The following is a 13,166-nucleotide window of genomic DNA, read 5'->3' as shown; positions in this document are numbered from 1 at the left end:
AACTGAACGCCCCTTCAGGTCCGAAGGGGCGTCACGCTTTCTGCTGAACTGAAAATAGGCCAGACATGCCAAGCGTTTCTCCAGAAGTACAAGCCAGGGAATGGCATTCCATGGTCGCGCAGTTCCCGCCTGCGTTGACTCAAGCCTTGAAGCAGTTGGTCGAGACCCACAAGGTCATGCTTGCCGCACGCTTCTACGAACAGATGCTGGCGGACCCCAACGCCTCGCTGATCCTCTCCCATGACGAAGTCAAAAGCCGCCTGGGCCGCTCGATGCAGGCCTGGCTGGTGAAGGTCTATGCGGCCGGCGCCGGCGACGACTTCCTGCCTCTGGTCGCCCTGCAGAAGCAGGTCGGCGAGGTGCATGCGCGGATCGACGTACCGCTGCACCTGGTCCTCAGCGGTGCGCGCTACCTGAAAAAGCAGCTGTTCCAGCTGATCGTCGAGCAGGGTTGGGCCGCCGAGGAACATGCGCAGATCCTGCGCCTGTCCAGCGAGACCATGGACCTGGCCATGGAGATCATGAGCCACGCCTACAGCCGCTCCCACGACCGCAACTCGCGCAACGAGGAAGGCTATCGGCTGTTTTCGGTGCTGCAGAACATCACCACCGAGCGCGAACGCCAGCGCGGCGCCTTGCTCGACTGGGAAAACAGCCTGATGTTCGACCTGGCCATGGGCTCCAGCGGAGTCAACCTGCCGCGCCTGGCCGCGTCTGACTTCGGCCTGTGGTTCCGCCACAAGGGCGCCTACGCCTTCCAGAACACCAAGGAAAGCGAGCAGATCCTGGCGATCATCCGCCATATGGATGACCAGTTGCTCCCGCAATTCCTCGCCGCCAAGGGCGACGAAGCGGCGCGCATGGGCCTGCTGCGGGAGATACGCGACCAGACCAAGAGCCTGATGTTCAACCTCGACAGCCTGTTCAACAGCGCCAATGAACTGGAAAGCGGGCGCGACGTGTTGACTCGCATGCTCAATCGCAAATTCCTCCCGGTGGTGATCGGCAACGAGATCACCATCGCGCAGAAGACCGGGCAGAGCTTCTCGGTGCTGTCGGTGGATATCGACCACTTCAAGACCATCAACGACACCTTCGGCCACGATGCCGGCGACCTGGTTCTCCAGCAGACCGCGGAAATCCTCAGCAGCCACAGCCGTGCCGGGGACTATGTGTTCCGCATGGGCGGCGAGGAGTTCCTGATGATCCTGGTGGATATCAACAATGCCAACGCGTTGAAAGTCGCGGAAAAACTGCGGCGCAAGATCGGCGAGGAACCGCTCAACCTCACCGAGGGGCGCAAGCACCGGGTCAGCGTGAGTATCGGCGTGGCGACCTACAGCGGCCATCCGGACTACCAGCACCTGCTGCGCCAGGCCGACCAGGCGATGTACCAGGCCAAGCAGGGTGGACGGGATCGCGTGGTGTCCTATGACACCGTGGCCGGTTGACTCAAAAGAAACTGCGCTGGGCCTTGAAGGTGATCATGCTGTCGCAGTAGGTATTGATCCCCGAATAGGCCTCGCAACCGCCACCGCTCAGGTCCGAACTGCTGTAGATCAGGTCCAGGTCCATGCCCAGCCAGGGCCGCGACAGTTGCAATGACCAGTCGCTGAAACCCTGGACCTGGCTGCCGTCGCCGATGGTGAACGGTGTGCCCAGTTGATGGTGGGCAACCTTGAGGGTGATCCCGGCATCCAGCAGCGGCAACTGACCGAAATCGGCGAACAGGGTGCCGGTGCGGTTGTCCGGGTTGTTGCGCAGGGCGCCGCCGATACGGCTGCCGAAGATCGACAGGCCGCCATACAAGGCGAAGCTGTCGTTGCCGGCAACGTTCGGCTGGCTGTAGTGGATCAGCCCGACCTCGTAGCCAAGGCTGTCGTTGAAGCGTTGCTGGGTGCCGAGGTAGCTGTCCAGGCGCAGGGTGGAGTTTTCCGTGAAGCCCATGCTCGGCGCGTACTGGCCGAAGTACCAGCCGCTGGCATGGCTGACATCCAGGCCGCCATGGAAGGCGCCCAGGGGGCTGGGGGAAATCAGGCCCTGGGCCATGCTGCGGGAACTGGAGGTGCCCAGGCGAAAGTCGAAATCACCCAGCTGGCGCTGGATCTGCTGGGCCTGCGCGATCGGGCTGAAGGCCGTGGCGGCCAGCAGCAGTAGTAGGGGCCTGGTCATGGTCGCTGCCCTGGAAAGCTTGCACTAGAGCAGCAGAGCTTACCGGTAGCGGATGACGGTTTAAACCCTGTTGTCCCTGCAAGGCCAGGCGTCCATAGAAGAACAGGGCGGTGACCCAGCTCGCCAGCCAGACCACGATCCCGGCCCAGAAGGTGTGCGACATGTAGTGCCAGCCCTGCAGTACCCGGGTGCTGCCGTAGACCGTGCCGATCAGCAGGATCGCCAGCAGCAGCTTGCGTGCATGGGGCCAGCGGTGGCGCAGGGCGACAAAATACAGCGCCAGCAAGGTGAAGCCGCTGGACGCATGGCCACCTGGCCAGCAACGACCGGGCCCGGCCTTGTCGACCAGGGAGAAGTGGCTGAACCACTCCAGGTGCGGTTGATCGCCGCCGTACAGGGTGGTCTCGACCGGGCAATACACGCCGGTATGGCTCTTCAGGTAGTGGATGAGCGTGGTGCTCAAGGCGAAGGCAGTCACCACGTACAGCAGGTCGCGACGCTGCTGTGCGGTGAAGCGCAGGAGCGGGGCGATCCGGGCCATGTCCAGCAGGCGGACGGCCCGTGGACGCCTGGCCAGCAACGGCCAGAGGAAAGACAGCAGGGTACCGATGATCGCCGCCTCACCGGTCCAGTCCGGCAGGATCCGCGGCCACTTGTGGGTGACCTTCTCGAACAGCTCGCTGTGCTGCAGCACGTATTGCTGGGTCACCGGGTTGTAGAACAGGTCATTGATCATCCGGTCCAGGCGGGTCAGGTCGAAGAGCAGGAAGGTCGCGGCCGCCAGCAGCAGCGGCACGCCCAGGTTGATCAGGTAGAAATCCTTTCGCGAAGCCGTCCCCATTCTTATTTCCCCGCACTGGCGACGACTTTGCGCCATTCGTTGGCATTCATCTGGCCGAGGATCCGTGCCTTGCCGTCACGATTCATCGACACGAACAGGGCACTGGCGTACTCGCTGGAGCGCTCACCGCCGGGGACCTTGAGCTGGCGCTCGACGTGGTCGATGCAACCGCTGTGGGTCACCAGTACCAGGTTGACCCCGGGTCGCTTGCTTTGCAGGGCGGCATGGGGGAAATCGTGATCGCACTCACCGATCCAGTCGCGGCTGGCGATCTCCTTGCCGAAGATAAAGTGTGCGGTCTGCCGGGTACGGTACTCGGGGCTGGTCAGTATTTCGCTGTTGTCCAGGCCCAGGTGTTGCAAGCCGGTACCCACGTCGACGGCGGCCTTGCTGCCTTCGATGGTGATGCCGCTCGGGTCGCCGAGGCAGGGATTATCGGAACGGTCGCAGCGCTCGGCATGGCGGATCAGCACGATCACCTTGCCCTTGGCCCAATCGGCATAAACCCCACTGTCGAGCAGTTGCTGCTCACTACCCAGGCTCATGACGTGTGTCCTCGTGGAAAGCCACGTGGCGAACGCGGCCAGAAGCAGAAGGGCGCACAGGCCCGGGACCAGCAGTTTTCGTGACAGGGACGGACGTCGCTTGGGACGGGAAGGGAGAGCGGGATTTTGTAAAACGCCTTGCAGCATGGCTGTCACTCCGAGACAAGCACTACGGGAATGGCTGCACTTTAGGGAGCGGTGTGTTCCAGAGCGGTGAAGGAGATGTCAAAAAAGAGTTGTAACCAGGATTTTCGGCGCGGCTGGCTCACCAGCGATTTATGGATCTACGCTGATTGAGCCATTGGATGAAATTTGAAATACCCGGTTACATTCACACGACTTTTTCACAAGCTCCGCTATAACATTACGGCTCCGTGTATCCGCCTTCAGGCCCCGTCAAACAAGCCTTCCGGAGTTTCCGCATTGCCATGAGCGTCAACCCAGCCAACACGAATCCGGACCTCCACGAAACGCCCCGTTTTCAACAGGCCGCCCTGCATACCCGGCGTCTGGCCCGTCTGGTCCAGGGCGCGGCCATGGGCGCAGCCGTGCTTTGGCTGGGGGCGCTGTTCATCGGTGTATTCAATCCGACGAGCCAGTGGGTTGTGCTGCTGGCGATGAACGCAGCGGCGCTGTTGTTGCTGGCTGCCGCAGGGCGCTCCGCCTGGGCCGTGGCCAAATGGCGGGCCGAACGCATTGGCCATGGTGTACAGCGCCTGGCCCTATGGACCGCTACGCGAGATCCCGAAGACCCGCCCTTGAGCGTTCTGGAGCGTGGTCTGTTGCGCATCGGCCTGGCCGGGCAGCGCCAATTGCAGCGCCTCGGCAGCGAAGCGCTGTGGCTGGCGAGCCTTGCCAGCCTGGCGCTGCTGATCGTCGCCAGCGCCTGGCGTTTCGACCTGCCGGCACCGACGGCGGCAGGGCAGTTGCACTGGTTCGCCGCAGGCGTGCTGGCCTTCGTGGCGTTTGGCCTGTTGGTGGTGGAGCGTCATCAGGTCAACGAAAACCCGGCTGTCTGGCCGGAGGCCGCTGCCCTGGCGGCGCAGACCCGTCTGCTGGTGGCCGTCCAGTTGCTGTCGATCGCCTGCCTGGTGTTTGCCGATGGCGAGCGACTCTGGCCGGCACGCCTGGCGGTGCTGACCGGCCTGCTGCCGGCGGCGCTGGCCATTGAACTGCTGCTGCGCGCCATTTTCTCGGTCTTCAGCCCCCGGCGCCCCGCACAGGAACCCGCCTTGCTGGCCCACAGCATGCTCTGCGGCCTGCTGCAATGGCCGCCGCGACCGCTGGCGTTCCTGCGACATGAACTGCACCAGCGCTTCGGCATCGACCTGCGTCAGGTCTGGGCCTTCGATTTCATGCGCCGCGCCGCCTTGCCGGTGCTGGGCCTGGTCGCCCTGGTCGGCTGGTTGTTGACCGGCGTGACGGAAGTGGCGATGAACAATCGCGGAATCTACGAGCGCTTCGGTAATCCGCTGGAGGTCTGGCAGCCCGGCCTGCATGTCGGCTTGCCCTGGCCGCTGGGCAAGGTCCTCGTCGTCGACAATGGCCAGGTCCATGAGCTGGCCACCACCGGCGATGCCGCATTGGCCGACCCGCTGGCCGCTGCGGAAGGCCCGGCACCAGCGGCTGCGAACCGTTTGTGGGATGCCAGCCATATCAGCGAAAACGCCCAGGTGATTGCCGGCGACGATGGCGGCCGGCAGAACTTCCAGATCGTCAATATGGATGTGCGCTTCATCTATCGCATCGGCCTGAGCGATACCGCGGCCCTTGCCGCGACCTACCACAGCACCGATGTCGCTGTACTCCTGCGCAACATCGCCAACCGCGTGCTGGTCCGGGATTTCGCCAGTCGCAGCCTTGACGGCGTGCTCGGCGCCGAGCGCGAAGCCATCGGCAAGGATATCGGCACGGCTGTGCAGGCCGATCTCGACCGCCTGGACAGCGGGGTGGAGATCCTCGTCACCTCGGTGGAAGCGATCCACCCGCCAGCCGGCGCGGCGAATGCCTATCACGGCGTGCAGGCCGCGCAGATCACCGCCCAGGCCCTGATCGCCCGGGATCGTGGCAAGGCCGCCGAGCAGCACAGCCAGGCGCGCCTGCAGGCCACCAGTCTTGATCACCAGGCCACCGCCAGTGCCCATGAAACCGAAACCAGGGCACGAATCGCCGAACTGCGCTTCAACGCCGAACGCAGCGCCTGGCAGCAGGCCGGGCAGGCCTTCATCCTCGAGCAATACCTGGATCACCTGGGCAAGGGCCTGGGCAAGGCCAACAGCCTGGTCATCGACCACCGTCTCACGGCAGAGCAGGCCCCGACCCTGGACCTGCGCAGCTATTCATTCCCCTTGGACGCGGCCAAGTCCGCCAGCCGACCTGACCAGGAGCGTGCCCATTGAGTCACGATCACCCCGATCATTTGCACGGCCATGACTGCGGCCATGATCATGCCCACGAGCCTCGTCACCACGCCCATGAGCAAGCCGCCGCTCGTCCCGCCTGGCGCCGGGTGCTGGTGGCCGGCCTGCTGGTCCTGGCCATGCTCGCTACCGCCAGCCTGGTCCAGGTGCGTACCGGCGAAGCCACGGTGGTGACCCGCTTCGGCAATCCGGCCCGGGTCCTGCTCGACCCCGGCCTGGCCTGGCGCTGGCCGTTGCCGTTCGAAGCCACGGTGCCGGTGGACCTGCGCCTGCGCACCACCTCCAGTGGCCTGCAGGATGTCGGCACCAAGGACGGCCTGCGGATCATTGTCCAGGCTTATATCGCCTGGCAGGTGGAGGCGACGCCGGAGAGTATCCAGCGCTTCATGCGCGCGGTGCAGAATCAGCCCGACGAAGCGGCCCGACAGATCCGCACCCTGGTCGGTTCGGCCCTGGAAACCAGCGCCAGCGGCTTCGAACTGGCCGACCTGGTCAATGTCGATGCGAGCAAGGTGCGTATCGAAGCGTTCGAGCAACGTCTTGGTGAGCAGATCACCCGGCAGTTGCGCGACACCTATGGGGTCAAGGTCGTCCAGGTCGGCATCGAGCGTCTGACCCTGCCCAAGGTGACCCTTGAAGCCACCGTCGATCGCATGCGCGCCGAGCGCGAAACCATCGCCACCGAGCGCACCGCCGAAGGCAAGCGCAAGGCCGCCGAGATCCGTTCCGCGGCCGAGCGCGATGCGCGCATTCTAGAAGCGGATGCCAGCGTCAAGGCAGCGGACATCCAGGCCCAGTCCCAGGTCCAGGCCGCGCAGATCTACGGCAAGGCCTACGCCGGTGCGCCCGAGCTGTACAACCTGCTGCGCTCGCTGGACACCCTCGACAATCTGGTCAACCCCGGCACGCGCCTGGTCCTGCGCACCGATGCCGCGCCGTTCCGGGTGCTGGTGGATGGCCCGGCGGCTGCGGGACGAGCCCATGAGTAAGGACGGGCAGGGCGCTAGCGCCCCTTGGCTGCAGGCCGGGCGCATCGGCTTTGTCGCGCTGTACGCGGTGACCCTGCTGGCGGCGCTGGGCTGGCTGTTCGGCAACGTCCGTGAAATCGGCCCGGAAAGCCGTGCGGTGGTACTGCGCCTGGGCGCCGAGCAGCGCATCCAGAATGCCGGCCTGCTGCTGGCCTGGCCGCGGCCGTTCGAGCAGGTCGTGATGTTGCCCTCGGCGGGCCGGGTGACGGAGCGCCGGGTCGAACTGCTGCTGCGTTCGGAAGCAGCGATCAAGGCCGACCACGACGTGAAGCTGGCCGGCGATGCCACCGCCGGCTCCGGCTATCTGCTGACCGGGGACGCCGGCATCGTGCAGCTCGATGTGCGGGTGTTCTACCAGGTCAGCGAGCCTTACGCCTTTACCCGCCAGGGCAGTCATGTCGAGGCGGCACTCGATCGCCTGGTGGAGCGCAATGCCGTGCAGATCTGTGCCTCACGGGACATGGACACCATCCTCGTCGCCCGGCCCGAGCTGGTCGGTGCCGACAGCCAGCTGGCCGAGCGCCGCGAACGCCTGCGAGGTGATCTGCAACAGGGCATCAACCGCAGCCTGGCCGCGCTGAAGACGGCCGGTACCGACCTGGGGATCGAAGTGGTCCGGGTCGACGTGCAATCGGCGCTGCCGCAGCCGGCGGTCAACGCCTTCAACGCGGTGCTTACCGCCAGCCAGTTGGCCGAACAGGCCGTAGCCAGCGCGCGTACCGATGCGGCCCGGCAACTGCAACAGGCCACGCAGAACGCCGACCGCACCGTCCAGGTGGCAGAAGCCGAGGCACGCGAGCGGTTGTCCCGGGCCCAGGCCGACACGGCAACCATCGTCGGCCTCGGTCGCCAGGACGATCCCGGCCTGATGCTGCGTCTGTACCGCGAGCGGGTGCCGGCGATCCTCGCCCGCGCCGGCTCGGTGACCACGGTCAATCCGCAGGACAGCGGTCGTCTGATCCTCGACGGCCCAAAACCTTGATTGAAGGACTCCCATGAGCGCCCATCACCACCACCATGGCCACGATCATCATCACCATGGCCATGGCCACCTGCACCTCGGCACCGGCCTGCTGTCCGGCGACGAGCGCCGCCAGGCCGCCCGGCAACTGAGCCTGGCCATGATTGCCCTGGGCCTGCTCGGTCTCGGGCTGGTCTGGCGCTGGCTGGCCCCGGGTCAGGACAGCGTGGCCCAGGTCCTGCTCGGCGTGGCCTCGCTGCTGGTGGCGGTGCCGGTTCTGCGGTCAGCCTGGCACAGCCTGCTGCACCCGAGCCTGCACGGCATCACCGACCAACTGATCGCCCTGGCCATGCTCGGTGCCTGGGCCACTGGCGACCTGGCCACCGCGGCGCTGCTGCCGATCATCATGATCCTCGGACACGTGCTGGAAGAGCGCAGCGTGCTGGGTTCCCAGGAAGCCATCGAGGCGCTTGGCCGCTTGACCCGCAGCCAGGCGCGCCTGCTCGATGCCGACGGCCAGGTGCGTGAGGTCGACAACGCCAGCCTGGTACCGGGCAACCTGGTGGAAGTGCGCGCCGGCGACCGGGTGCCGGCGGACGGCCGGGTGGAGGAGGGCCAGGCCAGCCTCGATACCGCGCCGATCACCGGTGAAGCACTGCCCCAGGAAGTCGGCCCGGGTACGGATATCCATGGCGGCGCAATCAACCTCGACGGTCTGCTGAAGGTGCGTATCAGCCGGGTCGGCGACGACTCGACCCTGGGCAAGGTCATCGCCCTGATGCAGCGCGCGGAGCAGGCCAAGCCGCCGATCACCCGACTGCTGGAGCGTTATGCCGGGCGCTATCTGTTGCTGGTATTGCTGATCGCCGCGGCGACCTGGTTCGTCACCAGCGATGCCCAGGCCATGCTCGCGGTACTGTTGGCGGCCTGTCCTTGCGCCCTGGTGCTGTCGGCCCCGGCTACGGCGATTGCCGGCATCGCCGTGGCGGCGCGGCATGGCATCCTGATTCGCGGCTCGGCTTTCCTCGAAGAACTGGCGGACCTGTCGTCGCTGGTGATCGACAAGACCGGGACCCTGACCCATGGCTCGTTGCATCTGCGGCAGATCGTTGCGCCAGACACGGAACTCACGGAACAGGAAATCACCCGACTCGCTGCCGGCCTCGGCGCGGCCAGCAGCCACCCGGTCAGCCGTGCATTGGCGCGATTGGTGCCGCACGATCAGTTGATGGTGTTGCGTGATATGCACGAGCGCCAGGGGTTCGGCGTGGTGGCTATGACCGAGCGAGGGGAGGCTGCATTGGGGCGTCCGGAGTTGTTCGAGCGACTGGGCATTGCCATTCCGGCGGTTCCCGAGCATGACGGCCCGATCGCCGGCCTGGCGCTGAACCAGCGTTTCGTCGCCTGGCTGCTGCTGGCCGACACGCTGCGTCATGAAGCTCCGCAGGCCTTGGCACAACTGCGCGAGCTGGGCCTGCACCGGCAATTGCTGCTGACCGGCGACCGGCAAAGCGTTGCCGACGCAGTAGCGGAGCAGACCGGCATCACCAGCGTGGTCGCCCAGGCGTTGCCGGAAGACAAGCTGCATCATGTGAACCAGGAGCTGCAGGCGGGTTTCAGGCCCATGGTGGTAGGCGACGGCATCAACGACTCCCTGGCACTCAAGGCCGGCGCGGTTGGCGTGGCGATGGGGGCAGGGGGCGCGGACATTGCCCTGGCAGCGGCGGATATCGTGCTGATCAATGGCGATTTGCGGCGGTTGGGGACTTGCGTCCGGTTGAGCAGAGAATGTCGCCGGACCTTGCAGTGGAACGTGGTAATAGGGCTCGGCTGGACCCTGGCGATCGTGATAGCGGCGGCGTTTGGCTTGCTGGGTGCGGCGGGGGCGATGATCGCGGCGCTGCTACATAACCTGAGCACCTTGCTGGTGTTGGGGAATGCGGGGCGGTTGTTGCGGTATGACGAGACGGGGTTGTAACCGCTTGAAAAAGCAGGGCTCCGGGAGCCGTTTCCAGGCGACTCATATATAACTATACTAAATAGTCATTTAGTGTAGTTATATATATTAGTGATAATTCAGGGCAGGAGGGCGCGGCACAGCCAGACCGTCAGGCCGCCGCTCTGTGGATCCTCGACGACATGCTCCAGTACCTCGAACCCGTGCTGCTGCAGCAGACTCACGTATTCCTGCGGGTCGAGACTGGCGTGATACAAGGTCTCGCCCTCGAATTGACCGAGGGCTTCGCCCAGTCCGGTACCGCTGGTGAACGTCAGCAGCGCACCAGGAGCCGCATGGCGCTGGAACACCCCGAACATCCCGCGCTGATCGTCGGGGTGCAGATGGAAAAAGCTGTTCCAGGCCAGGATGCCTGCGAACTGACGGCCCAATTCCAGGGTGCGCATGCCGGCATGCACCCAGGTGTGCCCGGTGAAGCGTTCGCGACACAGAGCGATCATTTGCGCTGAGGAATCCACGCCGGTAACAGCATGATCCGCTTCGATCAGAAAGCCCGCAACGGGCTGGCCGGCACCGCAGCCCAGGTCCAGCACGCGTGAAGATGCCGGCAACGATGAACAGAAGCGCTCGATCCATTTGCGGTCGGTGAAATGCGTGCTGCGCAGGCGATCCCAGGTGCTGGCGTGGCGGTCGTAGAGATCGATGATGTGGTTGGCGGACGGGTGATGGGGCATGGAGGGCAATCCTTGGCGAGGTATGGAGGCTGAATTCTAGCCTCCACTGGGGGCCGAGAGTTAGTATGATGGTTCGTATAATGTATATTATGTTAAATCATATCACTCAGACTCCAACCCTCAGGGCTTCCAGTCGACAAACCTCCTCCTCGCTCACACTGTGGACGTTGAATCCAAAACGGAACTCTGTCGCTTCACCGGAAACAACACCTTCCCAATGCATTGCCCGCCTAAGCTCAGGTAAAACAAGAACTGCGGCTGGCCACTGTCGAATCCAAAACGGAATGCCCCAGCGGCGTGAGCTCGTTTTTTTGCCTCCTGGCCTGCCGGAGCCAAAGCGGAAAAATGTTACGACCTCCATCTCCGGCGAACTTAAACAACTGAAATCTGTCAGTTTCTCGGAGCCGCATTGCGCTGGCCTGGTCATCGCTGTTGGAACCAAAACGGAAAAATAGCGCGTTGCGCCATTCGTTTGTCTTGCAGAATTGCTAAAGCTAGAGACTTGGCTACATTGGGCCGAAGCATCGACCTAACCGGCCCCATGAAGGACGTCAAGGTGACCCCGAGATCAATTCTCACACACCGCGGTAAAACAGCATGCCGTACTAAAGACTCTGTCAACGACAGTATCGAAGCCGATGGGCGCACCGCATACCAATCGGCGCTGATTTATGGATACCTGGCGTCGTTCCCGGCAAACATCGCCGCAGTCGAAACCTATGATCATTTTTGCCGCTACGCCCAGAGCCTTCCGTCCGGCCTAAGGAGCAAAAGATATCAGGGACTTCAGCGCCTTCTGCGCAACGCCGCCAGAGCCTTGGATTGGTGTTCGTAAAGCTCGATTTGTTACCAATGGAGGCGCCGAGTGTCATGCCGGGGACTGGAAACCATTTGGACAGTCGATTACAGAGCCTGAACTGGGGTACGTGATTAACCGGTTTTTCAAATTCTTGAGCCCGGAATTGGGTATACAACCCAGGCTGTCGACCTCAGATCTCTACAAACCACCAAGAGCGCCTTTCAGTGATCTTGACGATTCTCAGGCCGTGGAGTATCTCCAATATCTCGCCAACCTGACACCATGCACTAAAATCCGCGCTTTATCATGCGAGGTCATCTACGGGGCTATAACATCCCCGTACCTCAAGCCCTCGTAGATGCGATTGTTAGATACAGGCGGAGCCTGGGCATAACTGCCATCCCATCTCCGGGAGAAATCGACCCAATACTTACCCAAGCCTTGCTAGACAAGCTAATGTATAGACTTCCCAAAATGCCTGGCTTGAAGTGTTCTCCAAGCAGGTTGCTTGATCGAGCTGTAGGTTTTCATCGAAGCCAGCTCGATCCGCCAGCCTCCATTCCTAACTCGAAGAGCGAAAACTCGCGCCAGTACCGATTGGGCTGGAAGCGTAAGCAGTTTTCGATGGCCCGTGAGGACGTTCAGCACCAAGCCCCTGCGGATCTAGACGCCGGCTATCACATTCAGGAGTGCCCTCCTCCATTATTCGGGATGAGACGTAGGGAAGTACTCGTTTTTTCCAAGTCTCAAGGACAGGCCTATGTTAAGAGCTGCTTTCCAAGACGTTTTTTCAATATTGCGATGGAGTCGCTTGAGATCCTTCGAATTTATCGTTCATGCAGTGCCGATCGGTTAAAGCTGGTGGCGTTTGAGAAGCTACTACTGTGGTCAATTTACATAAAATGCAAGAGCTTTTATTCGCTAACCCCGCTTGATGCGCATGAGTTTTACGCGTTTTGTCTTGCTCCGCCGGCGAGCTGGACAGGTAATTATTCTCGGGCCAGGCTGGACGCGGGAGCCATGAGTGTGCAGCCAAATCCCAGTTGGACTCCATTTATCCACATTTCGGGTGGCGATCAAGAAAGGATCTTGCGTGCGGCTCGAATCATGGACTGGTGTGATAACGTCAGTAACTCACTACTGGTTATTGAGTCGATCAAAATTAATATTTTTTCTGGGCTGACGGATTAGGGATGCAGATATGCCACGCGATAAGGGTCAAAAGCCCAATTACAAATACGGCCACAGAAACCGCCCTGAAAATCGAGCAGTTAACGTTCAGCCAAGTGCGTCGGTCGATGCGTGCCTTTACGATTAGGTGAGCGAGTGATTGCACCATCGCTTCCCTCCTCCTCTTAGCTTACCTTGCACAGAAAGAGCTTGTATGAGTGTGGCTCTAGGAGCGTTGCTCAGGTCACTCAATCTCCCAAACGTGTCTATTACGCGCAGAATACATCACCGCTGCGCGGCAAGGCGGATCGTTAAGGAGGATGGTTGAAATAGACACTCAAGACTGATCTTGCAACCTCAGATAACTGGCGGGCCTGGCTCCGGCTAACCCCACGGAGGAAGACGGTCAGGCTGCCCTTGTCCACTTCGTAGCTATCAGGCCATCCAGATTCTGGAGAGACGCAGTACATCTCGACCCGACTGACCAGGTCGAACAGGAAGACCTTGTTGCCATGATCCGTTGGGCTATTGGCGGTGGC

10 protein-coding genes are annotated in these 13,166 nt (G+C 62.6%); 6 read left to right on the top strand and 4 right to left on the bottom strand.

The window, feature by feature from the left end; all coding sequences use genetic code 11:
- The first annotated feature begins 110 nt into the window (after nucleotides 1-110).
- Nucleotides 111-1,451 carry a diguanylate cyclase gene (locus PSEMO_RS12460; protein ID WP_178391992.1) on the top strand — a complete coding sequence of 447 codons (1,341 nt, stop codon included), beginning with the start codon at nucleotides 111-113 and terminating at the stop codon, nucleotides 1,449-1,451.
- 1 nt (nucleotide 1,452) lies between these two features.
- Here the strand turns inward: PSEMO_RS12460 and PSEMO_RS12455 are convergent, their stop codons facing one another.
- Genes PSEMO_RS12455 through PSEMO_RS12445 form a run of 3 tightly spaced genes read right to left on the bottom strand, consistent with a single transcriptional unit; the run spans nucleotide 1,453 to nucleotide 3,705 of the window.
- Nucleotides 1,453-2,172 (bottom strand): TorF family putative porin, encoded by a 720-nt coding sequence (locus PSEMO_RS12455; protein ID WP_075803368.1) that lies wholly within the window; start codon nucleotides 2,170-2,172, stop codon nucleotides 1,453-1,455.
- Complete coding sequence (locus tag PSEMO_RS12450; protein ID WP_075803367.1) at nucleotides 2,087-3,013, bottom strand: phosphatase PAP2 family protein; 927 nt, start codon at nucleotides 3,011-3,013, stop codon at nucleotides 2,087-2,089. The genes PSEMO_RS12455 and PSEMO_RS12450 overlap by 86 nt, the downstream gene beginning before the upstream one ends.
- A gap of 2 nt (nucleotides 3,014-3,015) precedes the next feature.
- A complete protein-coding gene (locus PSEMO_RS12445; protein ID WP_075803366.1) occupies nucleotides 3,016-3,705 on the bottom strand; it encodes a lipopolysaccharide core heptose(II)-phosphate phosphatase PmrG in 690 nt (229 codons plus the stop codon).
- Nucleotides 3,706-3,986: 281 nt separating this feature from the next.
- On the opposite strand from PSEMO_RS12445, the gene hflK (PSEMO_RS12440) reads away from it, so the two are divergent.
- The 4 genes from hflK (PSEMO_RS12440) to PSEMO_RS12425 are packed head-to-tail and all read left to right on the top strand — an operon-like array spanning nucleotide 3,987 to nucleotide 9,945.
- On the top strand, nucleotides 3,987-5,957 hold the full coding sequence (gene hflK, locus PSEMO_RS12440; RefSeq protein WP_075803365.1) for a protease modulator HflK: 1,971 nt from the start codon (nucleotides 3,987-3,989) through the stop codon (nucleotides 5,955-5,957).
- Nucleotides 5,954-6,967: a protease modulator HflC gene (locus tag PSEMO_RS12435; RefSeq protein WP_075803364.1), complete on the top strand. Its 1,014-nt coding sequence runs from the start codon at nucleotides 5,954-5,956 to the stop codon at nucleotides 6,965-6,967. The genes hflK (PSEMO_RS12440) and PSEMO_RS12435 overlap by 4 nt, the downstream gene beginning before the upstream one ends.
- Nucleotides 6,960-7,988, top strand: coding sequence for a protease modulator HflK (hflK, locus tag PSEMO_RS12430; protein WP_075803400.1), 1,029 nt, complete (start codon nucleotides 6,960-6,962; stop codon nucleotides 7,986-7,988). Before PSEMO_RS12435 ends, hflK (PSEMO_RS12430) begins: the two co-directional genes overlap by 8 nt.
- 13 nt (nucleotides 7,989-8,001) lie before the next feature.
- Nucleotides 8,002-9,945, top strand: coding sequence for a heavy metal translocating P-type ATPase (locus tag PSEMO_RS12425; RefSeq protein WP_075803363.1), 1,944 nt, complete (start codon nucleotides 8,002-8,004; stop codon nucleotides 9,943-9,945).
- A gap of 98 nt (nucleotides 9,946-10,043) precedes the next feature.
- On the opposite strand, the gene PSEMO_RS12420 is transcribed toward PSEMO_RS12425, so the two are convergent.
- Nucleotides 10,044-10,658 carry a class I SAM-dependent DNA methyltransferase gene (locus PSEMO_RS12420; protein WP_075803362.1) on the bottom strand — a complete coding sequence of 205 codons (615 nt, stop codon included), beginning with the start codon at nucleotides 10,656-10,658 and terminating at the stop codon, nucleotides 10,044-10,046.
- A 1,423-nt stretch (nucleotides 10,659-12,081) separates the two neighbouring features.
- On the opposite strand from PSEMO_RS12420, the gene PSEMO_RS32870 reads away from it, so the two are divergent.
- A complete protein-coding gene (locus tag PSEMO_RS32870) occupies nucleotides 12,082-12,648 on the top strand; it encodes a hypothetical protein (RefSeq protein ID WP_144443571.1) in 567 nt (188 codons plus the stop codon).
- Nucleotides 12,649-13,166 lie beyond the last annotated feature (518 nt).

This window comes from Pseudomonas putida (genome assembly GCF_001941965.1).
GTDB classification, from domain to species: Bacteria; Pseudomonadota; Gammaproteobacteria; order Pseudomonadales; family Pseudomonadaceae; genus Aquipseudomonas; species Aquipseudomonas putida_L.
Note: the sequence above shows the minus strand (reverse complement) of the source record. Positions and strands in the feature narration are given on the sequence as shown.